General features: G+C 71.7%; 27 protein-coding genes. 18 read left to right on the forward strand and 9 right to left on the reverse strand.

Going from position 1 to position 21,961, the window contains the following annotated elements:
• Positions 1–49 precede the first annotated feature (49 nt).
• Entirely contained in the window at positions 50–466 is a 417-nt protein-coding gene (locus ACLJPY_RS16840) for a VOC family protein (protein ID WP_410589530.1), read from the reverse strand.
• A gap of 172 nt (positions 467–638) precedes the next feature.
• On the opposite strand from ACLJPY_RS16840, the gene ACLJPY_RS16845 reads away from it, so the two are divergent.
• The 9 genes from ACLJPY_RS16845 (at position 639) to ACLJPY_RS16885 (ending at position 7,665) form a co-directional block, all read left to right on the forward strand.
• Entirely contained in the window at positions 639–725 is an 87-nt protein-coding gene (locus tag ACLJPY_RS16845) for a putative leader peptide (protein WP_350310667.1), read from the forward strand.
• Positions 726–832: 107 nt separating this feature from the next.
• Positions 833–2,521 (forward strand): nitrite/sulfite reductase, encoded by a 1,689-nt coding sequence (locus tag ACLJPY_RS16850; RefSeq protein ID WP_410589532.1) that lies wholly within the window; start codon positions 833–835, stop codon positions 2,519–2,521.
• A 34-nt stretch (positions 2,522–2,555) separates the two neighbouring features.
• Positions 2,556–2,711, forward strand: coding sequence for an Insertion element protein (locus ACLJPY_RS16855; protein WP_410589534.1), 156 nt, complete (start codon positions 2,556–2,558; stop codon positions 2,709–2,711).
• Positions 2,708–3,403 carry a phosphoadenylyl-sulfate reductase gene (locus ACLJPY_RS16860; protein ID WP_410589536.1) on the forward strand — a complete coding sequence of 232 codons (696 nt, stop codon included), beginning with the start codon at positions 2,708–2,710 and terminating at the stop codon, positions 3,401–3,403. Before ACLJPY_RS16855 ends, ACLJPY_RS16860 begins: the two co-directional genes overlap by 4 nt.
• A 20-nt stretch (positions 3,404–3,423) precedes the next feature.
• Positions 3,424–4,344, forward strand: coding sequence for a sulfate adenylyltransferase subunit CysD (gene cysD, locus ACLJPY_RS16865; RefSeq protein ID WP_410589538.1), 921 nt, complete (start codon positions 3,424–3,426; stop codon positions 4,342–4,344).
• Entirely contained in the window at positions 4,344–5,606 is a 1,263-nt protein-coding gene (locus ACLJPY_RS16870; RefSeq protein ID WP_410589540.1) for a sulfate adenylyltransferase subunit 1, read from the forward strand. The genes cysD and ACLJPY_RS16870 overlap by 1 nt, the downstream gene beginning before the upstream one ends.
• Positions 5,603–6,337, forward strand: a complete 735-nt coding sequence (locus ACLJPY_RS16875; RefSeq protein ID WP_410589542.1) for a sirohydrochlorin chelatase — start codon at positions 5,603–5,605, stop codon at positions 6,335–6,337. The genes ACLJPY_RS16870 and ACLJPY_RS16875 overlap by 4 nt, the downstream gene beginning before the upstream one ends.
• A gap of 18 nt (positions 6,338–6,355) precedes the next feature.
• The gene (locus ACLJPY_RS16880; protein WP_410589544.1) at positions 6,356–6,859 is read left to right on the forward strand and encodes a DUF3291 domain-containing protein; all 504 of its coding nucleotides are present in this window, start codon (positions 6,356–6,358) and stop codon (positions 6,857–6,859) included.
• A 38-nt stretch (positions 6,860–6,897) separates the two neighbouring features.
• Positions 6,898–7,665 (forward strand): enoyl-CoA hydratase family protein, encoded by a 768-nt coding sequence (locus tag ACLJPY_RS16885; protein WP_410589546.1) that lies wholly within the window; start codon positions 6,898–6,900, stop codon positions 7,663–7,665.
• On the opposite strand, the gene ACLJPY_RS16890 is transcribed toward ACLJPY_RS16885, so the two are convergent.
• On the reverse strand, positions 7,662–8,951 hold the full coding sequence (locus tag ACLJPY_RS16890; RefSeq protein WP_410589548.1) for an MFS transporter: 1,290 nt from the start codon (positions 8,949–8,951) through the stop codon (positions 7,662–7,664). The genes ACLJPY_RS16885 and ACLJPY_RS16890 overlap by 4 nt on opposite strands.
• A 102-nt stretch (positions 8,952–9,053) precedes the next feature.
• Here ACLJPY_RS16890 and ACLJPY_RS16895 point away from each other — a divergent pair, with 102 nt between their 5' ends.
• Positions 9,054–10,031 carry an Lrp/AsnC family transcriptional regulator gene (locus ACLJPY_RS16895; RefSeq protein ID WP_410589550.1) on the forward strand — a complete coding sequence of 326 codons (978 nt, stop codon included), beginning with the start codon at positions 9,054–9,056 and terminating at the stop codon, positions 10,029–10,031.
• On the opposite strand, the gene ACLJPY_RS16900 is transcribed toward ACLJPY_RS16895, so the two are convergent.
• The 3 genes from ACLJPY_RS16900 to ACLJPY_RS16910 are packed head-to-tail and all read right to left on the reverse strand — an operon-like array spanning position 10,006 to position 11,053.
• Positions 10,006–10,374, reverse strand: coding sequence for a barstar family protein (locus ACLJPY_RS16900; protein WP_410589552.1), 369 nt, complete (start codon positions 10,372–10,374; stop codon positions 10,006–10,008). The two genes, ACLJPY_RS16895 and ACLJPY_RS16900, sit on opposite strands and share 26 nt — an antisense overlap.
• Positions 10,371–10,838 carry a ribonuclease domain-containing protein gene (locus ACLJPY_RS16905; protein ID WP_410589554.1) on the reverse strand — a complete coding sequence of 156 codons (468 nt, stop codon included), beginning with the start codon at positions 10,836–10,838 and terminating at the stop codon, positions 10,371–10,373. Before ACLJPY_RS16905 ends, ACLJPY_RS16900 begins: the two co-directional genes overlap by 4 nt.
• 11 nt (positions 10,839–10,849) lie before the next feature.
• A complete protein-coding gene (locus ACLJPY_RS16910; protein WP_410569455.1) occupies positions 10,850–11,053 on the reverse strand; it encodes a hypothetical protein in 204 nt (67 codons plus the stop codon).
• A gap of 59 nt (positions 11,054–11,112) precedes the next feature.
• Between ACLJPY_RS16910 and ACLJPY_RS16915 the strand changes: the two genes are divergently transcribed.
• The 3 genes from ACLJPY_RS16915 (at position 11,113) to ACLJPY_RS16925 (ending at position 14,781) form a co-directional block, all read left to right on the forward strand.
• Positions 11,113–12,078, forward strand: coding sequence for a quinone oxidoreductase family protein (locus ACLJPY_RS16915; RefSeq protein WP_410589555.1), 966 nt, complete (start codon positions 11,113–11,115; stop codon positions 12,076–12,078).
• Positions 12,079–12,215: 137 nt separating this feature from the next.
• Entirely contained in the window at positions 12,216–13,256 is a 1,041-nt protein-coding gene (locus ACLJPY_RS16920; protein WP_410589557.1) for an alpha/beta fold hydrolase, read from the forward strand.
• A gap of 91 nt (positions 13,257–13,347) precedes the next feature.
• Complete coding sequence (locus tag ACLJPY_RS16925) at positions 13,348–14,781, forward strand: amino acid permease (protein ID WP_410589559.1); 1,434 nt, start codon at positions 13,348–13,350, stop codon at positions 14,779–14,781.
• Here ACLJPY_RS16925 and ACLJPY_RS16930 read toward each other — a convergent pair.
• The 3 genes from ACLJPY_RS16930 to ACLJPY_RS16940 are packed head-to-tail and all read right to left on the reverse strand — an operon-like array spanning position 14,778 to position 16,762.
• Positions 14,778–15,827 (reverse strand): NAD(P)H-dependent flavin oxidoreductase, encoded by a 1,050-nt coding sequence (locus ACLJPY_RS16930; RefSeq protein ID WP_410589560.1) that lies wholly within the window; start codon positions 15,825–15,827, stop codon positions 14,778–14,780. The two genes, ACLJPY_RS16925 and ACLJPY_RS16930, sit on opposite strands and share 4 nt — an antisense overlap.
• A gap of 17 nt (positions 15,828–15,844) precedes the next feature.
• Positions 15,845–16,201: a nuclear transport factor 2 family protein gene (locus ACLJPY_RS16935; RefSeq protein ID WP_410589562.1), complete on the reverse strand. Its 357-nt coding sequence runs from the start codon at positions 16,199–16,201 to the stop codon at positions 15,845–15,847.
• Between the two features lie 51 nt (positions 16,202–16,252).
• A complete protein-coding gene (locus ACLJPY_RS16940; protein WP_410589564.1) occupies positions 16,253–16,762 on the reverse strand; it encodes a MarR family winged helix-turn-helix transcriptional regulator in 510 nt (169 codons plus the stop codon).
• 107 nt (positions 16,763–16,869) lie between these two features.
• Here ACLJPY_RS16940 and ACLJPY_RS16945 point away from each other — a divergent pair, with 107 nt between their 5' ends.
• The 5 genes from ACLJPY_RS16945 to ACLJPY_RS16965 all read left to right on the forward strand — a co-directional run bounded on the left by ACLJPY_RS16945 (position 16,870) and on the right by ACLJPY_RS16965 (position 21,257).
• Positions 16,870–18,630: a family 20 glycosylhydrolase gene (locus tag ACLJPY_RS16945; RefSeq protein ID WP_410589566.1), complete on the forward strand. Its 1,761-nt coding sequence runs from the start codon at positions 16,870–16,872 to the stop codon at positions 18,628–18,630.
• Positions 18,631–18,769: 139 nt separating this feature from the next.
• Positions 18,770–19,213, forward strand: a complete 444-nt coding sequence (locus ACLJPY_RS16950) for a peptidase inhibitor family I36 protein (protein ID WP_410589567.1) — start codon at positions 18,770–18,772, stop codon at positions 19,211–19,213.
• Positions 19,214–19,238: 25 nt separating this feature from the next.
• Positions 19,239–20,114, forward strand: coding sequence for a hypothetical protein (locus ACLJPY_RS16955; protein ID WP_410589568.1), 876 nt, complete (start codon positions 19,239–19,241; stop codon positions 20,112–20,114).
• Positions 20,115–20,202: 88 nt separating this feature from the next.
• Positions 20,203–20,649: a pyridoxamine 5'-phosphate oxidase family protein gene (locus ACLJPY_RS16960; RefSeq protein WP_410589570.1), complete on the forward strand. Its 447-nt coding sequence runs from the start codon at positions 20,203–20,205 to the stop codon at positions 20,647–20,649.
• Between the two features lie 26 nt (positions 20,650–20,675).
• Positions 20,676–21,257: a hypothetical protein gene (locus tag ACLJPY_RS16965; protein ID WP_410589572.1), complete on the forward strand. Its 582-nt coding sequence runs from the start codon at positions 20,676–20,678 to the stop codon at positions 21,255–21,257.
• A gap of 7 nt (positions 21,258–21,264) precedes the next feature.
• Here ACLJPY_RS16965 and ACLJPY_RS16970 read toward each other — a convergent pair whose 3' ends face one another.
• Positions 21,265–21,834 (reverse strand): Uma2 family endonuclease, encoded by a 570-nt coding sequence (locus tag ACLJPY_RS16970; RefSeq protein WP_410589573.1) that lies wholly within the window; start codon positions 21,832–21,834, stop codon positions 21,265–21,267.
• Between the last annotated feature and the right edge of the window lie 127 nt (positions 21,835–21,961).

Raw genomic sequence — 21,961 nt, forward strand, 5'->3', positions numbered from 1 at the left:
CACCCCGCCACGCTGGGTGGCCTCAAGGGGCTGTTCGGGTCAGCACCCGTTACGACGCCGGGAGGTTCGCCGCGGCCCACTCCGGGTCGGGCGCGATCATCTCGATGACGTCCAGCAGCACGCCGTTCGGGTCGGCGACGTAGAAGTGCCGCTGCCCGTAGACCTCGTCGACGACCGGGGCCACCAGCTCGACGCCCGCCTCTTCCAGGCGCTTCGCCTCCGCGTGGGCGTCCTCGACGACGAGCCCGAACGACAGCCCGGACACCTCCTGCGCGCGGTAGCCGGGCGGGATCGACTCGTGCCCGCGCTGCACGAAGCTGATTTCGAACCCCGGCGCACCGGCGTTGACGCTGGCGAACCAGTCGAGTTCCACGGTGACCGGCAGGCCGATCACGTCCGCGTAGAAGCGCGTGGTCGCCGCCACGTCGCCGACCAGGTAGCCCGCCCCGAAACCCTTGACCTGCATCCCCAGTTCCCCTCTTCGAACCACTGTGTTTGAAGTACTTTATCTGTAGTGGTTTACCGGCGCAACTGTGGGCAGCCCGAGGTGGTTGACATGGTTTCCGCAGGTGAGTGACCCTTCTCCCACCATCCGGGCAGGCCTGGACCACATTGTGGACGCGTGGCACGCTGACGTCGTGACTCATGCCGGTGTTCTCCTCGTGGCCCGCCGCCACGTCGACCTCCTGCGGGTCGCCAGCGCCCTCTGCGTACCCGTTCGCTGACTCCCCGATCGCCACCACCTGCCACGAACCTGGACAGCCGGCGCGGGAGGACCCCCGCGAGCCGGTGGTCCTCCGCCGCCACCACCCGTCTCCCGGAGGACGCCGCCATGGCCACGCCCCAAACCCCCGCCCGCCCCGCCCGGGCCAAGCAGAAGCGCGGCGAAGGCCAGTGGGCGCTCGGCTACCGGGAGCCGCTGAACCCGAACGAGCGGTCGAAGAAGGACGATCACCCGCTCAACGTCCGGGCGCGCATCGAGAACATCTACGCCCACCGCGGGTTCGACGCGATCGACCCGGGTGACCTGCGCGGCCGGTTCCGCTGGTTCGGCCTCTACACCCAGCGCAAGCCGGGGATCGACGGCGGCCGCACCGCGACGCTGGAGCCCGAAGAGCTCGACGACCGCTACTTCATGCTGCGCGTCCGGATCGACGGCGGTGCACTGACCACCGCCCAGCTGAGCGTGCTCGGCGAGATTTCGCAGGCGTACGCGCGCGACACCGCCGACATCACCGACCGGCAGAACATCCAGTACCACTGGATCCGGATCGAGGACGTCCCGGCGATCTGGGCCAAGCTGGAAGACGCCGGGATGACGACGATGGAGGCGTGCGGCGACAGCCCGCGCGTCATGCTCGGCTCGCCGGTCGCCGGCATCTCGGCGGACGAGGTGATCGACGGCACGCCCGCGCTCGAGGAGATCAAGCGCCGCTACATCGGCAAGCCGGAGTTCGCGAACCTGCCGCGCAAGTTCAAGACCGCCATCTCCGGCCAGCCCGACGTGGCGCACGAGATCCACGACGTCGCCTTCGTCGGTGTCGACCACCCCGAGCACGGGCCCGGTTTCGACGTCTGGGTCGGCGGCGGCCTGTCCACCAACCCGATGCTCGGGCAGCGCCTCGGCGCCTGGGTCCCGCTGGACGAGGTCCCGGACGTCTGGGAAGGCGTCATCTCGATCTTCCGCGACTACGGCTACCGGCGGCTGCGCTCGCGGGCCCGGCTCAAGTTCCTGGTCAAGGACTGGGGCGCGGAAAAGTTCCGGCAGGTGCTGCAGGACGAGTACCTCAAGCGCGAGCTGATCGACGGCCCGCCGCCGGCCGACCCCGCCGTCCCGATCGACCACGTCGGCGTGCACCCGCAGGTCGACGGCAACTTCTACGTCGGCGCGGCGCCGATCGCCGGCCGGTCGTCCGGCGGCACGCTGGTCGCCGTCGCGAAGGCCGCCGAGCGGGCGGGCTCGCGCCGGGTGCGGCTGACCCCGCAGCAGAAGGTCGTCGTGCTCGACGTCCCCGAGGCCCAGGTCGCCATGCTCGAAGCCGAACTGGCCGAGCTCGGGCTGGAGACCAAGCCGTCGCCGTGGCGCCGCGGCGTGATGGCGTGCACCGGGCTGGAGTTCTGCAAGCTCGCCATCGTCGAGACGAAGGCCCGCGCGCAGCAGCTCGTCGCCGACCTGGAGAAGTCCCTCGCCGACATCCAGGACGGCCTGGAGACGCCGGTCAGCGTGCACCTCAACGGGTGCCCCAACTCCTGCGCGCGGATCCAGACCGCCGACATCGGGCTCAAGGGCCAGATCGTCACCGACGCCGACGGCAACCAGGTCGAAGGCTTCCAGGTGCACCTGGGCGGCGGCCTCGGCCTCGACGCCGGGTTCGGCCGGAAGCTGCGCGGCCACAAGGTGACTTCCGGCGAGCTGACCGGGTACGTCGAGCGGGTCGTGCGCAACTACGCGGCGGGGCGCGAGCCCGGCGAACGGTTCGCGCAGTGGGCCGCGCGGGCCGAGGAAAGTGCGCTGCAGTGACAGCGCCGACGCACTCTTCCCCGCGGAGGCGCCAGTGAGCACCGACGAGCGCGCGGCCCCGTTCTACTGCCCGTATTGCGGCGACGAGGACCTGCGCCCGGAAGAGAACGGCGGCTGGCTGTGTTCCGGCTGTCGCCGGGTTTTCTCGGTCAAGTTCCTCGGCCTGTCCCTTCCGGAGGTTTCCCGATGACCGCCACCGCCGACTACAAGACCCTCGCCGAGCGCGCTTCGCAGGAGCTCGCCGACGCGACCGCGGAAGAAGCGCTGCGCTGGACCGTCGAGACGTTCGGTGACGACTTCATCGTCGCGTCCAACATGCAGGACGCCGTGCTGATCGACCTCGCCACCAAGGTGAAGTCCGATGTGGACGTTCTGTTCCTCGAGACCGGGTACCACTTCCCGGAGACGATCGGCACGCGCGACGCCGTGCAGACGGTGTACCCGGACGTCCGCATCGTGAACGCCCAGGCCGAGCAGAGCGTCGCCGAGCAGGACGCCGAACACGGCCCGAAGCTGCACGACCGCGACCCGACGCTGTGCTGCAACCTGCGCAAGGTCGTGCCGCTGCGCAAGACCCTTGCCAACTACTCCGCGTGGGTCACCGGCGTCCGCCGGGTGGACGCCCCGACCCGCGCGAACACCCCGATCGTCACCTGGGACGACCGCAACGGCCTGGTCAAGGTCAACCCGATCGCGGCGTGGACCGACGACGAGTTCAACGGCTACATCCGCGAGCACGGCATCCTCGAAAACCCGCTGGTTTCGATCGGCTACCTGTCGATCGGCTGCGCGCCCTGCACGGCTCGCGTCGAGCCGGGGCAGGACCCGCGCAGCGGCCGGTGGGCGGGGCAGAGCAAGACCGAGTGCGGACTGCACGGCTGATGTCAGACACCGAGGGACGCATGACAACATTGGAACCCGCAACCGACGCGGCGCAGGACAACCTCGCGGCGCTCGAATCTGAGGCCATCCACATCTTCCGGGAGGTGGCCGGCGAGTTCGACCGGCCGGTGATCCTCTTCTCCGGCGGCAAGGACTCGACGCTGCTGCTGCACCTGGCGATCAAGGCGTTCTGGCCGGCGCCGGTGCCGTTCCCGCTGCTGCACGTGGACACCGGGCACAACTTCGACGAGGTCATCGAGTTCCGGGACCGCGTCGTCGAGCGGCACGGCCTGCGGCTGGTCGTCGCGAAGGTGCAGGACTGGATCGACGACGGCCGGCTCGAAGAGCGTGCGGACGGCATGCGCAACCCGCTGCAGACCACGCCGCTGCTCGACACGATCGCGGAGAACAAGTTCGACGCCGTGTTCGGCGGCGGCCGCCGCGACGAGGAACGCGCCCGCGCCAAGGAGCGGATCTTCAGCCTCCGCAACGCCTTCGGCCAGTGGGAGCCGCGGCGTCAGCGGCCCGAGCTGTGGAACCTCTACAACGGCAGGCACCGCCCGGGCGAGCAGGTCCGCGTCTTCCCGCTGTCCAACTGGACCGAGGCCGACGTCTGGAACTACATCGCCCGCGAGAAGGTCGAACTGCCGTCGATCTACTACGCGCACCGGCGCGAGGTGTACCTGCGCGACGGGATGCTGCTGGCCGAGGGCCCGTGGGGCGGTCCGCGGCCCGGCGAAGAGGTCCGGGAGCTGACCGTCCGCTACCGGACCGTCGGCGACGGCTCGTGCACCGGCGCGATCGAATCCACCGCGGCCACCGTCGAGGAGGTCATCGCCGAGGTGTCGGCCTCGCGCCTCACCGAGCGCGGCGCGACCCGGGCCGACGACCGGATGTCCGAGGCGGCCATGGAAGACCGCAAGCGTGAGGGGTACTTCTGATGAGTTCGCTGCTTCGCCTGGCCACCGCCGGCAGCGTCGACGACGGCAAGTCGACCCTGGTCGGCCGGCTGCTGTACGACACGAAGTCGGTGCTCGCCGACCAGCTCGACGCGGTCACCCGCGCGTCCGTCGACAAAGGACTGTCCACACCGGACCTGTCGCTGCTCGTCGACGGCCTGCGCTCGGAACGCGAGCAGGGCATCACCATCGACGTCGCCTACCGGTACTTCGCCACGCCGAAGCGGTCGTTCGTGCTGGCCGACACGCCGGGGCACGTGCAGTACACGCGCAACACGGTGACCGGCGCGTCCACCGCGCAGCTGGCCGTGCTGCTGGTCGACGCGCGCAAGGGCGTGATCGAGCAGACGCGGCGGCACGCGGCCGTGCTGGCCCTGCTCGGGGTGCCGCAGCTGGTGCTGGCGGTGAACAAGATCGACCTGGTCGGTTACGACGAGACCACCTTCACGGTGATCGCCGAGGAGTTCGCCGAGCACGCTCTTTCCCTGGGGTACGCGCGGGGCTCGGTGCTCGCGATCCCGGTGTCGGCGCTGGAGGGCGACAACGTCGCGACCCGCTCCGAGCGGACGCCGTGGTACACCGGCCCCAGCCTGCTGGAGCACCTGGAAGACGTGCCGGTCGCGCCCGACCCGCACGACTCGGCGCTGCGGTTCCCGGTGCAGTACGTGATCCGCCCGCGCACGCCCGAACACCCGGATTACCGCGGCTACGCGGGCCAGATCGCGGCGGGCACGGTCCGCCCCGGCGACGAGGTCGTCGTGCTGCCGCAGGGCATCCGCAGCCGCGTCGAGCGCATCGACACCGCGGACGGCCCGCTCGAGGAAGCCGGCGCCGGCACGTCGGTGACGCTGCTGCTCACCGACGACATCGACATCTCCCGCGGCGACCTGATCGCGGCCGCGGACGCGCCGCCGCGGGTCACCGACGAGATCACCGGCACGCTCTGCTGGCTGTCGTCCAAGCCGCTGAAGCCGGGGGCGCGCCTGCTGGTCAAGCACGGCACCCGCACGGTGCAGGCGCTGGTGGACGAGTTGCACGCCCGCTTCGACGAGCAGACGCTGTCCAGTGTGGATTCGCCGTCGACGCTGGAGCTCAACGACATCGGCCGCGTCTCCCTGCGGCTGGCCGAGGAGCTGGGCGTCGACGACTACGGCGTCAGCCCGCGCACCGGCGCGTTCCTGGTGATCGACCCGAAGGACGGCGACACCCTGGCCGCCGGGCTGGTGGGTGAGCGCTTCTCGTGACCCCGCTGGTCGCCGTCGCGCACGGCAGTCGTGACCCCCGCTCGGCGGCGACCGTGCGGGCGCTCGTCGACGTCGTGCGCACCCGGGCACCGGGCACCGCGGTGCACGAGTCCTTTTTGGACCTTTCGGAACCGCTCGTCACGGACGTGCTGCGGTCGCTGTACGCCGTGGGCCACCGGACGGCGGTGGTCGTGCCGCTCCTGCTGGGCAGCGCGTTCCACGCCCGCGTCGACCTGCCGGCGCTGATCGAGGACGTCGTGTCGTCGTGCCCGGGTTTCGTGGTGCGGACGTCCGACGTCCTCGGCGCCGACCCGGCCCTGGAGGCGGTGGCCCTGGACCGGCTGGGGGCCGCGCCCCAGCGCCGCGGGACGGGGGTCATCGTCAGCGCGGTCGGCTCGTCGAATGCCGCCGCCAACGCCGTCGTCGCTTCGCTGGCTTCCCGCTGGGAGGAGCGCCTGGGTGTCCCGGTGAGCGAGGCGTTCGCTTCCGCCGCCCAGCCGGACATCCCCGCCGCGGCGGCAGCGTTGCGGACGCGGGGCGCGCGGCACCTGGTCGTCGCGTCGTGGTTCCTGGCCCCGGGTCTGCTGCCGGACCGGATCGCCCGCCTGGCCCGCGAGGCGGATCCGCAGGCGTTCATCGCGGAGCCGCTGGCGGACGACCCGCGAGTGGCCGACGTGGTCGTCGCCCGGTACGCGTGCGCCGTCAGCGGACTGCTCCGCCAGCCCGCGTGACACCCGTAGGGTGACCCCATGGGGAACTTCGAACTCGCCCAAGTCAACATCAGCCGGATGAAGGCACCGCTCGATGACGAGTCCTTCCGCGACTTCGTCGACGCGTTGGAGCCGGTGAACGCGATCGCCGACCGCGCGCCGGGCTTCGTCTGGCGCCTGCAGACCGAGGACGGTGACGCCACCTCGATCCGCGCCTTCGAGTGGGACGTGCGGGGCACGTCGGGGATCCTGGTCAACATGTCCGTGTGGACGTCGGTGGAAGCGCTGGCGGACTTCGTGTTCTCCGGCGAGCACTTGGCTGTCCTCAAGCGCCGCCGCGAGTGGTTCCACCGCGTCCAGGACGTGATGACCGCGCTGTGGTGGGTGCCCGCGGGCCACCGGCCGACCACCGCGGAGGCCGAGACGAAGATCAAGCACCTGCGGGTCCACGGACCGACGCCGCAGGCGTTCACGCTGAAGCAGCACTTCTCCCCGGCCGCCGCCGCTCGGCGGGGTGAGGCTGATTGGCTGTGCCCCGCGTAACACCGGCGGTGCGGGGTCGATGTGCAAGGGTGTCGGACATGGCTGACGAACTGGTGCACTACGACGTGGTGGGCGGCACCGCCACGATCACCCTGGACTCCCCGCACAACCGCAACGCGCTTTCCGCGCAGCTGCGCCGCGAACTCTCGGACTCGCTGACCCGGGCCGCCGCCGACGACGCCGTGCGCGTGGTCGTGCTGACCCACACCGGGCCGGTGTTCTGCGCGGGGATGGACCTGAAGGAGGCCCGCGGGGCCGGCGCGGGCAACCAGGGCGTGAACGAGTTCCCGAAGATCCTCGACCAGCTGTGGACCAGCCCGAAGCCGGTCGTCGCGCGCCTGGCCGGCCCGGCCCGCGCCGGCGGCATCGGCATGGTGGCCGCGTGCGACATCGCCGTGGCCGTGCCGGGCGCGACGTTCGCCTTCTCCGAAGTCCGCATCGGCGTGGTCCCGGCGATCATCTCGCTGACCGTCCTCCCGCGCCTCAACCCCCGCGCGGCGCACGAGCTGTTCCTGACCGGCGACACGTTCGACGCCCGCCGGGCCGTGGAGATCGGCCTGCTGAACTCGGCGACCGAGGACCTCGACGGCGAGGTCGCCCGGTACGTCAAGGCGCTGGCCGCGGGCGGACCGAAGGCGCTGGCCGAGACGAAGGCGCTGCTGAGCCGCCCCCGCCCGGCCACGCCGTCGGACGGCTTCGACGAGATGCTCGGCCTTTCGGCCAGGTTCTTCGCGAGCGAGGAAGGCCAGGAGGGCATCCTGGCCTTCGCCCAGAAGCGCAAGCCGAACTGGGTCCCGCAGGACTAAGCCGGGACGCGGGCCCGCTGGCGCGGCAGCAGCGCGAGCAGGCCCGTCACCCCGCCGCACCCCGCGGCGACGACGTACACCGGCGGCAAACCCCCGGCCTGGTAAGCGATCCCGAGCACCGCGACCCCGAGCGTCTGCCCGAACTGCCGGGTCGTCGTGAGGATCCCCGCGGCCATCCCGGCTCGCCCGGGCGGCGCCGCGGCGGCGATCGCCGCGCCCGTCGCCGGACCCGCGACGCCCACGCCGACGCCGGTCACCGCCAGCCCGAGCGGGATCGCCACGACCAGCAGCGACAAGCAGCCGAGCGCGCCCACCAGCACCCCGGTCCCGAGCAGGACCCGCGGCGGGAACCGGTGCAGCGCCTTGCCGAGCAGCGTCGAAGTCAGGAACGACGTCACCGCGAGCGGCGCCAGCGCGAACCCGGCCGCGACCGGTGACCGCGAAAGCCCGAGCCACAGCGAGATGTAGACCAGCGCCGCGAACGTCAGCGTCGATGCCGCCACGCAGGCGATGAGCGTCGAGAACCCGCCGTCGCGCAGCAGCCGCAGGTCGAGCACCGGCTCGGCCCGGCGCCGTTCCACGACCACGAACCCGACCAGTGCGATCGCCGACACCACCAGCGCGCCCACCGCGACCGGTCCCGAGCCGCCCAGGGTCAGGCCGTGCACCAGGCTCGCGGCGAAGACCGCGAACCACACCGCGCCTGCCACGTCGAACCGGCCACGGCGGACCGGGGTGTCCCGCGGCAACGCCCGCAGCGCGAACACCGCCGTCGCCACCGCGGGCGGCACGTTGACGAAGAAGATCGCCGGCCAGCCGGAGTACTCGGTCAGCACCCCGCCGACGACCGGGCCCGCCGCCGCGCCGAGCCCGTTCACCGCGAAGAAGACGCTGATCGCCGTCCCCCGCGCCCGCCCCTCGTAGCACGCGGTCAGCAACGCGAAGCCCGTCACGGCCAACGCCGAGCCGCCGACCGCCTGCACCCCGCGGGCGGCGATCAACGTCCCGATGTCCGCGGCGAACCCGCAGGCCAGGGCGCCCAGGCCGAACACCGCGAGGCCGCCGAGGAACACCCGCCGCAGGCCGACGCGGTCGGCGAGCGAGCCCGCCGCGAGCATCAGCACCGCCAGGACGAGCGTGTAGACGTCCGGCACCCACTGCAGCTGCCCGGTCGACGCCGCCAGGCCGGCCCCGATCCGGGGCAGCGCCACCGTGACGACGGTGGTGTCCAGCAGGAACAGGAACGAGCCGCCGCAGACCACGGCCAACGGCCACCACTTGCGCATCGAAACTCCCTTCGTGTGCCCCGAAGGCTGCGGCCGGTGCGCCGAACACCACCAGAAGAGTCGACAAGTCCGCCGGATACCGTCATCACCTACGCTGAGGGCATGGAAACCGTCACGCTCGACGACGTCGACCGCGGCCTGCTCCACGCGCTGCAGCTCGACGGCCGCGCGCCGATGCGCACGCTCGGCCAGGTGCTCGGCGCCTCGGAGAACACCGTGGCCCGCCGCTACCAGCGGCTGCGGACCGCCGGCGTCGTGCGGGTCACCGGCGCGGTCCGCGGCGGCGAAGCCGGTTACACGACGTGGACGCTGCGGCTGCGGACGACGCCGGACGCGGGCGCCGCCGTCGCGGACGCGCTCGCCGGCCGCCCCGACGTCTCCTGGGTCCACCTGCTCTCCGGCGGGACCGAGATCTCCTGCACCGTCCACGCGCCGGACACGGCGGGCCGCGACGACCTGCTGCTGCACAAACTGCCGCGCGCCCACCGCGTCACCGCGGTCTCGGCGCACGAACTGCTGCACACGTTCGCGCTCCCGGACGGGTGGGGCGCGCTGCACTGCCTCTCCTCCGCGCAGGTCGGCCGGCTGCGGCCGCCGGCACCCACCGGCCCCGGCCTCCCGCCGGACCCCGGCGACCAGCCGCTCCTCGACGCGCTGGCCGTCGACGGCCGGGCGAGCTACACCGCGCTGGCGAAAGCGACGGGCTGGTCCGACAGCGCCGTGCGCCGCCGCATGGACGTGCTGCGGCGGCACGGCACGCTGACCTACCACCTCGACGTCTCGCCGTCCCGCCTCGGCTTCCGGTCCGAGACGCGGCTGTGGCTGACGGTTTCGCCCGCGCACCTGGCCGCGGCGGGCGAGACGCTGGCGAGCCACCCCGAGACGTCGTTCGCCGTCGCCACCACCGGCACGACGAACCTGACAGCCATGGTCACCTGCCGCGACGGCGGCGACCTCTACCGCTACCTCACCGAGCGCGTCGCCGGGATCCCCGGCGTGCAGACCCTCGAAAGCGCGCCGGTGATCCGGACGGTCAAACGCGCGGGGACGTCGATCAGGCGTCCGGCAGCACGACCGTGAGCCGCCACGAACCGGCGCTGCGGCCGTTCGGGCCCAGCGCGCGCTGGGCGTCCGACAGCACGCTGCGGATGGCCAGGTACGTCTTGGGCTCGGCCTTGCGCAGCGCGTCCGAGCCCGGCCAGATCAGCACGTGCTCGCCCGGCGGCAGCCACGACAGGTCGGTGAGGCAGTCGTAGAGCGCGTCGAGGTTGTGGCCGAAGTAGTCCGGAAAGGACAGTGCCTCGGCGAAGGCCTCGAGCGTGCCGGCCTTGTCGACGGTGGGCCGGGAGTTCACCAGGTGCGGGTACGCGCCCCGGGCGAAAGCCTCCTCCGCGGCCGCTTTCGCCTGCTCGCCCGCGCTCATCGGGCCGGGTCCACGACGACGAACGACGCGTAGTGGTCGCCGGTGTAGAACAGCTCGTGCGCCTGCCCGGTGATCATCCGCCGTGCACCGCGGTCGGCGCTGCCGGGCGTCTTCACCGTGTACTCGTGGTAATAGCCGGACTTCTTGGCGGGCAAGCGCTTCTCGCGGTTCTCGAACACGACGTCGTCGTTGCGCGGGTACGGGTACGGGCCGCCCGCTTCGATCAGCTTCCACGTGTCCGACGCCTGCGGCGGCAGCGCGGAAAGCGCCTTCACCGGCAACCCGGAGTCCGCGCCCGGCACGGCGGCGCCGCCCTTCGCGGGCGTGCTGCTCTTCGCACTCGACGAGGCGCTCGGGGCGGGCGACGACGAGCCGCCACTGACGACGTCCTTGACCAGCCAGCCCCCCAGCACCAGCACGAGGAGCCCGATCAGCGCGGCGGTGATCCGCCTTCGGTTGAACATGGTTCGCGAGCCTATGCCGACCCGTCGGCGGACTCGTCGTCACTCCCCGGAGCCAGCCGGCGGGCGAACAGCCCGACCACCTTGTCGAGCACCCACGCGGCGGCGAGGCACAGCGGCACGACGACCACCATGACCAGCACGAACTGCACCGGGAACCAGGCCTGGGCGAGCCACAGCTCGACCCCGTCCCACCAGTCGGCAAGCCCGTTGAACACGGTGTGAGCCTACGCGCGGTCTGCTGCCGACGCGCCTCTGGGGCGGTACGTTGCTGGACATGTTCGCCGTCTACGCGCAGGAACCCAACGCCGACAGCCCGCTGGAGTCGCTCGTCGTCGGCGAGCGCCCCGAACCCGAAGTGCCCGACGGCTGGGTCCGCGTGCACGTCAAGGCGGCCAGCCTCAACATGCACGACCTCTGGACGCTGCGCGGCGTCGGGATCAAGCCGGAGCAGTTCCCGATGATCCTCGGCTGCGACGGTGCCGGCACCCTCGACGACGGCTCCGAGGTCGTCATCCACTCGGTGATCAACGCGCCGGGCTGGCAGGGCGACGACACCCTCGACCCGAAGCGCACGCTGCTCACCGAGAAGCACCAGGGCACCTTCGCCGACCAGGTCGTCGTGCCCGCCCGCAACGTCGTCCCGAAGCCGGCCGCGCTCAGCTTCGCCGAAGCCGCCACCATGGGCACGGCCTGGCTGACCGCCTACCGGATGCTGTTCGTGAAGTCCGGGCTGCGACCGGGCCAGACGATGCTCGTGCAGGGCGCTTCCGGCGGTGTCTCGACGGCGCTGGTCCAGCTCGGCCGCGCGGCCGGGTTCCGCGTCTGGGTCACCGGCCGCACCGAAGAGAAGCGCGCGCTGGCCGAGAGCCTCGGCGCGCACGGGACGTTCGAGTCGGGTGCGCGGCTGCCCGAACGCGTCGACGCCGTCTTCGAGACGGTCGGCAAGGCCACCTGGTCGCACTCGGTCAAGTCGCTCAAGCCGGGCGGGATCATCGTGGTCTCGGGCTCGACCAGCGGCCCGGACGCGCACGCGGAACTGCAGCGCGTCTTCTTCCTCCAGCTGCGCGTCGCCGGCTCGACCATGGGCACCCGCGACGAGCTCGCGGACCTGCTCGCCTACCTGGACCTGACCGGCGTCCGGCCGCAGATCGGCGCGGAACTGCCGTTTTCCGAGGCGCCCAAGGGCTTCCGCGCGATGCTCGACGGGGACACCGCCGGCAAGATCGTCTTCACCCGCTAGACCCCGCTTGAGCTGGGCGGATCACCGGTTCCGCCCGGCTCGGCCACCTCGTGAATTTTTGACGTCTTCACTTCGAGACCTGGTCGTTAGCACCGAAATTCGACCAAAAGCCCACTGCGGCCAGGTAATCTGTAGTCATGACCGCGACGAAGCGGCCCGCGCCGGCTGAACCGGGCGGCCGGCCCAGTGACGAGACGCCGATCCGGGTCTCCTTCCGGCGCTACGCCGGCGTCCGCACCCGCGTGCTCGAGGTCGGCGACACCGCCCCCGAGCCGGAGGTCCCCCGGCGCTCCCTGCGTCGCCGGGCGGCCGCGCCGCACGTCAAGCCATCGGCCCCGCGGCTGGTGCTCCTGCACGGCTACTGCGACAGCGCCGACACCTGGCGCCCCGCCCTCGAGCAGCTCGCGGCCGCCGGGATCCCGGCGGTCGCGGTCGATCTGCCCGGGTTCGGCGACGCCCAGCCGCTGCGGCCGGGCCCGATGCTCCCGCAGCTCGACGCGTTCACCACCGCCGTCGTCCGCGAACAGGCCGTGCTCGGCTCGGTCGTGCTGGCCGGCAACTCCCTCGGCGGCACGATGAGCCTGCGCGCGGCGCAGAACAGCCGGCTGCCGATCTGCGGGGTGGTGTCCATCGCGGCGCCGGGTTTCGTCGACTCGTGGCTGATCCGCGCGGTCGCGCGGTACCCGCTGCCGCTGCGGCTGTACTCGTCCCTGCCCGTCCCGGTGCCGGGGTTCCTGGTGCGCAAGGTCGCCGAGCAGCTCGTCCCGCGGCTGTTGTACGCCGACTCGAGCGTGGCCGACGCCGTGCAGGTGCAGCGCTTCACCGCGCTCTTCCCGGACTACCGGGCGACCAAGAGCCGGCTGGAGGAGGCCCGGCAGCTCGTCGCCGAGCTCGCCGACGCCTACCGCCTCGACTCGGTCGAGGTCCCGCTGCTGGTCGTCGCGTGCGGCAAGGACAAGCTCGTCACCGCCGCGTCCGGGCGGCAGCTGCATACGCTCGTCCCGCACAGCAGGCTGCTGGTCCGCGAGGACTGGGGGCACTGCCCGCAGCTGGACGACCCGGTGGAGATCGCCGAGCTGCTCACCTACTTCGCGGCGGGCGCGGTCCGGACGACGCAGGCCAAGCGGGCGGCGGCGACGGCACCGCAGGCCGTGAGCGAAGACACCGCGGCGGGCTGAGCGGCTCACGCTGTCTTCACGCGCGGATGGCGGTAGGTTCCGCGAAGGCCCGTGATCCGGGCCCTCCAACCGACCGTTTCGGGAGACGATGATGTCCGCTCCAGCGGGTGCCGGCTCCGGCATCTTCCGGCGCAAGCCGATCGACCAGATCCAGGACACGCCGGAAAGCGGCGGCCTGCAACGCACCCTGGGGCTGTGGCAGCTGACCGCCATCGGCATCGGCGGCATCATCGGCGCCGGGATCTTCGCCCTCGCCGGCAGCGTCGCGCACGGCGACTCCGCGGCGGGCATCCCCGGCGTCGGCCCGGCCGTGCTGATTTCGTTCCTCATCGCCGGTGTCGCCAGCGCCGCGGCGGCGTTCTCCTACGCGGAGTTCGCCGGCCTGATCCCGAAGGCGGGCTCGGCCTACACCTACGGCTACGCGGTGCTCGGCGAGATCGTCGGCTGGTTCATCGGCTGGGACCTGCTGCTGGAGTACACCGCGATCGTCGCGGTGGTGGCGATCGGCATCTCCGGCTACTTCAGCTTCCTGCTCGGTCAGCTCGGCCTCGACCTGCCCGCGTGGATGCTCGGCGCGCCCGGCACCGGGCCCGGCCACAAGGTCGACCTGTTCGCCGCGCTGCTGTGCCTGCTGATCGCGTACCTGCTCAACCGCGGCATCCGCAGCGCCGCCCGCTTCGAGACGGCGATGGTCGGGATCAAGGTCCTGATCGTGCTGGTGGTCATCCTGGTCGGCTTCTTCTACGTCAAGACCGGCAACTACACGCCGTTCGCCCCCGCCGGTTTCGGCGGCGCGGTGACCGGCGCGGCGACCGTGTTCTTCGCCGTCTTCGGCTACGACGCCATGTCGACCGCGGCCGAGGAGTCCAAGGACGCGCAGCGGCACATGCCGAAGGCGATCCTCTACTCGCTGGCCATCTCGATGGTGCTGTACGTGCTGGCCTGCCTGGTGCTGACCGGCATGCAGAAGTACACCGAAATCGACCCGAAGAGCGGCTTCTCGACGGCGTTCAAGTCGGTCGGCCTGTCCGGGCTGGCCACGGTGATCGCGATCGGCGCGATCATCGGCATCCTCACCGTGCTGTTCACCTTCCTGATGGGCGCCACCCGCGTCGGCTACTCGATGAGCCGCGACGGCCTGCTGCCGCCGTGGTTCGGCAAGACGAACCCGAAGCGCCAGGTGCCGAGCCGGATGACGTGGATCCTCGGCGGCGCGTCCGCGATCATCGCCGGGCTGCTGCCGATCGCCGAAGCCGCCGAGCTGACGAACATCGGCATCCTCCTGGCGTTCGTCGTCGTCTGCGTCGCGGTGATCGTGCTGCGCTACAAGCAGCCGGACCTGCCGCGGACGTTCAAGACACCGGGCATGCCGGTGGTGCCCGCGATCGGGATCGTGTTCTCGATCTGGCTGATCACGTTCCTGCAGCCGGCGACCTGGCTGCGGTTCGCCGGCTGGTTCGTCATCGGCCTGCTCATCTACTTCCTGTACAGCCGGCGGCACTCGCTCCTGAACCGGGAGCGCTAGCGGATCCGGTCGAGGCGCGCGGCGGCTTCGCGCGCCTCGACCTTCAGCCGCTCGATGATCACCGCGGCCGAGGCGTCGTAGGCGAGCGGGTAGGTCTGCCCCGCCCACAGCGAGATCGCCTCCGGGTCGCCCGCCTTCGCCGACGCCTTGCGCACCGGCCCGGCCAGGTGGTTGAGCTGCGGGTAGGCGGCGGGCGCGCCCTCGGACAGCGCGTCCATGAACCTGTTGACCAGCCCGCGCGCCGGGCGGCCGCTGAACGCGCGGGTGAACGCCGTCTCGCGCTCGGCGAGGGCGAGGGCCTTGCGGTGCGCCTCCGACGTCCCGGCTTCGTCCGCGCGCAGGAAGACGGTGCCCAGCTGGGCAGCCACGGCCCCGGCGGCGAGCACGGCCGCGACGTCGGCGCCGTGCACCAGCCCGCCGGCCGCGATCAGCGGCAGGTCGACCCGGGCGGCGACGAGCCGCAGCAGCGCGAGCACGCCGTATTCCGCGCCGCCGCCGGGCAGGTGCGGGTCGTCGGTGAACAGGCTCCGGTGGCCGCCGGCCTCGAAACCCTGGACGACGAGCGCGTCGGCACCGAGGTCGGCGGCCCGGTGGGCGGCCTCCGGCGTGGTGACGGTGATGACGACCGTGCTGCCGGCGTCCTTCAGGCGCACCACGTCCGACGGCGTCGGCGGGCCGAAGGTGAACGACACCACGGGAACACGCTTCTCGAGCACGATGTCGAGCTTCGCGGGGTAGTGGTCGTCGTCCCACTTCGGTTCGCCGAGCTCGACGTCGTACTCGCGGGCGAACTCGGCCAGCCGGGCCTGGTGGCCCGAGATGTCGGCGCCGGTGTCCGGTTGCGGGACGAAGAGGTTGACGCCGAACGGCCGTCCGGTGAGCTCGGCGGTGCGGTCGACCTGCGCGGTCAGCGCCGCGGGCGTGAGCATGCCGGCGGAGAGGAAGCCGAAGCCACCGGCCTCGGACACCGCGGCGACCAGCTCCGGGGTGGTGGGACCGCCGGCCATCGGCGCGGCGACGACCGGGAACGTCAGCTCGTCGAACATGCCACCGAGCGTAGTACTCAGGCGGGCCGCAACAGCGTGTAGAGCTTCTTGATCACGCCGTCTTCGACCAGCGCGATGTCGATCCCCCGGGCGACCGGCGGCGCACCTTCGGGGCCGAGCTGCCAGGCGAGGTGGCCCAGGTCGTGGTTGACGAGCACCGGGCCGTCGGGCGAGAACACGAAGCCGGGTGACTGTTCGAGCAGCCCGCGGGCCTTGGCGTTCAGCTCTTCGTGGCCGCTCGTGACCCCGTCCGGGTCGGCGAACTCGATGTCGGCCGCGTACGTCTCGGCGATCGCCTTCGCGCGGCGCTCGTCGTCGCGCTCGTTGAACACCTTGAGCAGATTGGCTTCCATCAGCTCGGCCACCGTCGCCATGCGCGTCCTCCTCGGGTCCGCCGCCATATTACGTGACATGTCACGTAAGTGTCAGGGATGGTCGTTCGGCCGAGGCAAGCTGCCTTTTTCGACGAGCGTGTCGTAGACGCGTTCGAGCAGCGTCGTCAGCTGCGCCTGCTCGTCCGGCCCGAGCGCGTCGAGGAACGCTTCGCGCACGAAGCCGACGTGGTCCGGCGCGGCCCGCCGCAGGGTCTCCCAGCCCGCTTCCGACAGCGCGACCTCGGTCGCCCGGCGGTCGTCGGCGGCGGTCCCGGTCTCGACCAGCCCGCGGTCCCGCATCCGCTTGAGGTGGTGCGACAGCCGGCTGCGTTCCCAGCCGATGCGGATCGCGAGGTCGGTGACCCGCATCCGGCCGCCGGGCTCGCTCGTCAGCGCGACCAGCACGTGGTAGTCGGCGAGCGAGATCCCGCTGTCGGCGCGCAGCTGCCGGTTCAGCTCGTACTCCAGCCGCAGGTGCACCTTCATGTAGGCGTACCAGGCGGCCGTTTCGGCCTCCGAGAGCAGCGCGAACGGCGATCCCGGCACGAAGTCCCGCGTCACCGCGCGAGCTTAACCACCCAGACTGGTCTAGACCATGGCCGCCGGAAGTGCGACGATCCCGGCAGGCGCGACGGCGAGGTCGCGCCCTTCACGCCAGGAGGTCCCCGGTGGAGAAAACCTTGACGCGCCTCGGCCGCGCGCTCGCCGTGCTGGCCCTGGCGGGCGCCAGTACCCAGGTCACGCCGGCCGCGGCGGCCACGCCCGCGTTGCAGTCGATCGTGCCGGTGCCGGTCTCGGTGACCCCGGCGGCCGGCGTCGCGTTCCCGCTGGTCTCGACGACTTCCATCGTCACCGAAGCCGGTTCGGCGGCGGCTCGACAGGTCGGCGACTACCTGGCCGGCGTGCTGCGGCCGTCGACCGGCTTCGCGCTGCCGGTGTCCGACGCGCCGGCGTCCGTGCCGTCCGACAGCATCGCACTGCTGCTGAGCGGCGCGCCCGCGTCCGTCGGCGCGCAGGGCTACCAGCTGGTGTCGACGGCGTCCTCGGTCACGCTGCGGGCGACCACCGCGGACGGCCTCTTCGCGGGCGTCCAGACGCTGCGGCAACTGCTGCCGGGCCGGATCGAGAGTTCGTCCGCGCAACCCGGGCCGTGGAGCATCCCGGGGGCGACGATCGTCGACTACCCGCGCTTCGGCTACCGCGGCGCGATGCTCGACGTCGCCCGGCACTTCCACCCGGTGTCGACGGTCAAGCGGTACCTCGACCAGCTGGCCCAGTACAAGATCAACAACCTGCACCTGCACCTGGCGGACGACCAGGGCTGGCGCATCCAGATCGACAGCTGGCCGCGCCTGACGACGGTCGGCGGCAGCACCCAGGTCGGCGGCGGCGCAGGTGGGTTTTACACGAAGGCGCAGTACACGGACATCGTGAACTACGCGGCATCGCGGCACATCACGATCATCCCGGAGATCGACATGCCGGGGCACGTGAACGCGGCGCTGGCGTCGTACGCGGAGCTGAACTGCAACGGAGTGGCTCCGGCGTTGCGCACGGACACCGAGGTCGGGTACAGCTCGCTGTGCATCTCGAAGGACATCACGTACACGTTCATCGCGGACGTCCTGCGCGAACTGGCGGCGCTGACCCCGGGCCCGTACCTCCACATCGGCGGCGACGAGGCTTCGTCGACGTCGTCGGCCGACTACCTGACGTTCGTCAACAAGGTCCTGCCCCTGGTGGCGGCCACGGGCAAGTCGGTGGTGGGCTGGCACGACATCGCGAAGGCGTCCCTGCCGACGTCGGCCACCCCGCAGTTCTGGGGCACGACCACGTCGGACGCGGGCGTCTCGACGGCGGTTTCCCGCGGCAGCAAGGTGATCCTGTCGCCGGCGAACAAGGCGTACCTGGACATGAAGTACAACAGCTCGACCCCGATCGGCTTGTCGTGGGCGGGCTACATCGAGGTCCAGGACGCGTACAACTGGAACCCGGGAGCGTACCTGTCGGGCGTGGGCGAAGCGGCCGTCCGCGGCGTGGAATCCCCGCTGTGGTCGGAAACGGTGGTGACGCCGTCCGATGTGGACTACCTGGCGTTCCCCCGGTTGCCGGCCCACGCGGAGCTGGGCTGGTCCCCGTGGTCGACGCACGACTGGACGGCGTTCCGCACCCGCCTGGGCGCCCAGGCCCCGCGCTGGGCGGCCCAGGGCATCAACTTCTACCGGTCGACGCAGGTGGCCTGGGACACGGGCGGAACGACGAACCCGGGCACGTGCACGGACCCGGAGTGGAGCGCGACGCAGGTGTACACGGGCGGGAACGTGGTGTCCCACAACGGCCACAAGTGGACGGCGAAGTGGTGGACGCAGGGCGAGGAGCCGGGAACGACGGGCCAGTGGGGAGTGTGGACCGACAACGGCACCTGCTGAGCTGACGGGCCGGGCCCGCGGGCCCGGCCCGTTTCGACCGTTCAGGTGAATCGGCCGCGGCCGCCTCAACCGCTCCGCCGCGTGACGAGTTCCCCTCCCGAGCACCGGAACCGACCGGCTGCTCGGCGAGAGGGGAATTATGAAGACAGCAACCGCAGTCGTGGCCGCCGTGGTCGTCGCGGCGGGCACCGCGCTCGGCACGGCCGGCACCGCGCAGGCCACGTGCCGGGCCCAGTACGCGTGCATGTACTCCAACTCGAACTTGGGCGGCTACAAGTTCGAGAACTTCAACAGCCAGGCCAACTGGGGCAGCCTGCGGTACACGGGCACCAGCATCCCGTTGTGGGCGGGCGACGGCACGTACAACAACGTCAGCTCCATGGAGAACATGGACACCAATTCCCCGATCGCGGTCTACTACAACTCGCAGTACCGCGGATCGTGCTTCACCATCCGCTCGAGCGGCACGGTCCGGAACTTCGCCGACGTCCGGCTTTCCGGCGACACGCACGACGGCTGGGTGGCCAACGACGTGATGAACTCCCACCACTTCAACATCGCCTGCGGCACCTACTACGGGTGAGCGCGGACCGGGAAGGGGGTTCGCGGTGAACCCGACGCGGATCGTCCTGGCGGTCGCCTTGGCGGCGCTCGCCGGCGGCGTCGCCCTGGCGGCGAGCGGTGACCCCGGCTCCGGGCCCCCGGCCCTCGGGCCGGTGCGGACGGTCGCGTCGGGCGCGGACATCGTGCTGCCGTTCGACGCCTACCGGCACCCCGCCGCCGAGGTCAACGTGATCGAGCGGGCCACCTCACTGCTGGCCCGCGACTGCCTGGCCCGGTTCGGCCACCGCTGGGCACCGCCGGCGGACGACGCGGTGGACACCTCCCGGCCGGCGGCGGCCGGGAGGTACGGGATCGTGGACGCCGCCGAGGTCGCCCGGCTCGGCTACCACGCCGCCCAGCCGCCGGACCGGCCGGCGAAGCCGCAGCCCCCGCTGGACGTGCTGATGGTCTACACCGGCAAGGGTGCGTCGGCGGTGGGCGGGCAGCCGGTACCCGAAGGCGGCTGCCTGGGCGAAGCCCGGCGGCGGTTGGAGGAAGGCGTGCCCGCGGCGATGCCGGGCGAGGCGTTCGCCCAGCTCGACCGGGAGGTGTACCTCGCCGCGCAGGCCGACGAGCGGGTGCAGCGCGCGATGGCCGGGTGGCGCGGGTGCATGGCGGAGTCGGGCCGGCGGTACACCGACGTGTGGGCGGCCAACGACGACGTCCGGTGGAGCGCTCCCGAGCCGACGCCGGAGGAGATCGCGGCCGCCCAGGCGGACCTGGCGTGCCGCACCCGGACGGGGCTACCCGGAACGTGGCTGGCGGTCGAGACCGCCTACCAGCGGCGGACGATCGACGACCGCACCGGCGAGTTCGAGGCACTCGCGAAGGCCCGGCACGCACGGCTCGCCAACGCCCACCGAGTGATCGACCGCGGCTAGTTCGCGACGGGGTGGGCCCGCGGAGCCGGGCCCACCCCGGCTCGTGAGAACCGGGCACAGAGCCGGTTCGACGGGCTAGGTTGGGCCCATGAGCGCTGATCTGGAGCAGGTTCGGACCCTGTCGCTGCAGGAGCACGGCCTCGCCACCGTCGCCACGACGCGGGCCGATGGGACCGTGCACGCCTCGGTCGTCAATGCCGGGGTCTTCGACGATCCGGTGACCGGGGCCCCGGGGGTCGCCTACGTCGCCGTCGGGCGGGCGCACAAGCTCGGGCTGTTGCGGCGGGCCGGGCACGCCACCCTCACCTTCCGGCGCGGCTGGAACTGGCTGTCGGTCACCGGGGCCACCCACCTCATCGGGCCCGACGATCCCGATCCCGGCTTCGACCCCGCCGGCCTGCCGCAGCTGCTGCGGGACGTCTTCACCGCCGCCACCGGCACCCATGACGACTGGGCCGAGTACGACCGCGTCATGGCCGAAGAGCGACGGGTCGCGGTGTTCATCCGGGCGGACCGGATAATCGGCAATCCCTGACCCATCCCGCCTCAGGAGCCGTCCCGTTGTCCGAGTCCCCGCCCCGCGTCACCACGCCGGTCAAGGTCCTCGTCGGCTTGCTCGTCCTCGCCGACGCCGGGTTCGGCGCGACACTCGCCACCGGGCTCGTGCGCGGCCTCTCGCCGTGGCTGATCGGCGGCGCCTACGCGGCGACCGTGCTCGCCGCTGTCGTCGCCTACCGCGTCTCCCGCGCCCGCGACCTCAAGCGCGGCTTCGAGGGCCTGCGCGACCTCACGATCGGCAACGAGGGCCTCCGCCTGCCCGCAGGCACGCTCAGCACACGCCTAGTGCCCTGGCCGGAGATCGCGGAAGTGACGGTCCGCCGTTCGGCCCGCTTCGGCGACGGCTACCTGCGCGACGCCCTCTGGGTCGACCTGGTCACCGGCGGCGGCATCGAAAGCTCGGTGCAGCGTTACGCACCGCGAGGCAAACTCGAGCCGGCGCCGCCGCAACGGAGGCAGTTCGAGCAGACGGCGATCCTCCCGCCGGCCCTGTTCGACGCGGTGCTCGACCGGCTCCGCAAGGAGCTGCGCCACCGGCAGCTGCACGCCCAGCTCCGCGGCGCACCCCGGCTCCGGGACCGCTGAGGAGGGGTCAGGCCAGCCTGCCCAGCAGCTCCCGTGGCACGATCCGCACCGAGAAGGGCCGCTCTGCCTCGAAGACCTCGTCGCCCGCCGCCTTGGCCACCTGGTGGTAGTGACCCTCCTCGTCCAGCTCGAACACGGTGAGCTCGGGTTCCTCCGGATCGATCACCCAGTAGCTGCCGGTCCCGAGCCGTTCGTAGGCCGCCTTCTTGAGATTCAGGTCGTAGAGCGCCGTGCTGGGCGACAGCACCTCGACCGCCAGCACTGGTGGCGCCGGGAGGTCCTTGTCCGTGAAGTCCTCGTCCAAGCCAACCAGGACGTCCGGCTGGAGCTCGATCTTGTCACCCGAGTGCACCGCGAACGGCGCGACGAGCACGTCGTACTCAGCCGGGGATGCGTCCTCGAGAACCCTCGCGAGCATCATCACGACCTTCTGGTGTCTTCGACCGGGCGCGGGGCTCACGATGAGCACCCCGTCGATGAGTTCGTAACGTCGGCCATCGTCCGGCATCCCCTCGAGGTCCTGCACCGTCAGGGGGCCCGAATCGGCGGGATGCTCGATGTCAGCCATGACCGTCATGGTGCTCTCCTTTCGCTCTTCACACCAGAGGAAACCAGAGAGCACCGACAGAAACCACGTCGAACACGAGTTCGGCGCCCATATTCACGCCACCGCGTGAATATGGGCGCCACTGTCACATCGACAG

This window comes from Amycolatopsis sp. lyj-23, assembly GCF_046549135.1.
GTDB lineage: Bacteria > Actinomycetota > Actinomycetes > Mycobacteriales > Pseudonocardiaceae > Amycolatopsis.

What these genes read in the sequence shown, in the direction of transcription:
- ACLJPY_RS16840 (WP_410589530.1), bottom strand. Translation starts at nt 466, where the DNA reads ATGCAGGTCAAGGGTTTCGGGGCGGGCTACCTGGTCGGCGACGTGGCG.
- ACLJPY_RS16850 (WP_410589532.1), top strand. Translation starts at nt 833, where the DNA reads ATGGCCACGCCCCAAACCCCCGCCCGCCCCGCCCGGGCCAAGCAGAAG.
- ACLJPY_RS16860 (WP_410589536.1), top strand. Translation starts at nt 2,708, where the DNA reads ATGACCGCCACCGCCGACTACAAGACCCTCGCCGAGCGCGCTTCGCAG.
- cysD (WP_410589538.1), top strand. Translation starts at nt 3,424, where the DNA reads ATGACAACATTGGAACCCGCAACCGACGCGGCGCAGGACAACCTCGCG.
- ACLJPY_RS16870 (WP_410589540.1), top strand. Translation starts at nt 4,344, where the DNA reads ATGAGTTCGCTGCTTCGCCTGGCCACCGCCGGCAGCGTCGACGACGGC.
- ACLJPY_RS16880 (WP_410589544.1), top strand. Translation starts at nt 6,356, where the DNA reads ATGGGGAACTTCGAACTCGCCCAAGTCAACATCAGCCGGATGAAGGCA.
- ACLJPY_RS16885 (WP_410589546.1), top strand. Translation starts at nt 6,898, where the DNA reads ATGGCTGACGAACTGGTGCACTACGACGTGGTGGGCGGCACCGCCACG.
- ACLJPY_RS16890 (WP_410589548.1), bottom strand. Translation starts at nt 8,951, where the DNA reads ATGCGCAAGTGGTGGCCGTTGGCCGTGGTCTGCGGCGGCTCGTTCCTG.
- ACLJPY_RS16895 (WP_410589550.1), top strand. Translation starts at nt 9,054, where the DNA reads ATGGAAACCGTCACGCTCGACGACGTCGACCGCGGCCTGCTCCACGCG.
- ACLJPY_RS16900 (WP_410589552.1), bottom strand. Translation starts at nt 10,374, where the DNA reads ATGAGCGCGGGCGAGCAGGCGAAAGCGGCCGCGGAGGAGGCTTTCGCC.
- ACLJPY_RS16905 (WP_410589554.1), bottom strand. Translation starts at nt 10,838, where the DNA reads ATGTTCAACCGAAGGCGGATCACCGCCGCGCTGATCGGGCTCCTCGTG.
- ACLJPY_RS16915 (WP_410589555.1), top strand. Translation starts at nt 11,113, where the DNA reads ATGTTCGCCGTCTACGCGCAGGAACCCAACGCCGACAGCCCGCTGGAG.
- ACLJPY_RS16920 (WP_410589557.1), top strand. Translation starts at nt 12,216, where the DNA reads ATGACCGCGACGAAGCGGCCCGCGCCGGCTGAACCGGGCGGCCGGCCC.
- ACLJPY_RS16925 (WP_410589559.1), top strand. Translation starts at nt 13,348, where the DNA reads ATGTCCGCTCCAGCGGGTGCCGGCTCCGGCATCTTCCGGCGCAAGCCG.
- ACLJPY_RS16930 (WP_410589560.1), bottom strand. Translation starts at nt 15,827, where the DNA reads ATGTTCGACGAGCTGACGTTCCCGGTCGTCGCCGCGCCGATGGCCGGC.
- ACLJPY_RS16935 (WP_410589562.1), bottom strand. Translation starts at nt 16,201, where the DNA reads ATGGCGACGGTGGCCGAGCTGATGGAAGCCAATCTGCTCAAGGTGTTC.
- ACLJPY_RS16950 (WP_410589567.1), top strand. Translation starts at nt 18,770, where the DNA reads ATGAAGACAGCAACCGCAGTCGTGGCCGCCGTGGTCGTCGCGGCGGGC.
- ACLJPY_RS16960 (WP_410589570.1), top strand. Translation starts at nt 20,203, where the DNA reads ATGAGCGCTGATCTGGAGCAGGTTCGGACCCTGTCGCTGCAGGAGCAC.
- ACLJPY_RS16970 (WP_410589573.1), bottom strand. Translation starts at nt 21,834, where the DNA reads ATGACGGTCATGGCTGACATCGAGCATCCCGCCGATTCGGGCCCCCTG.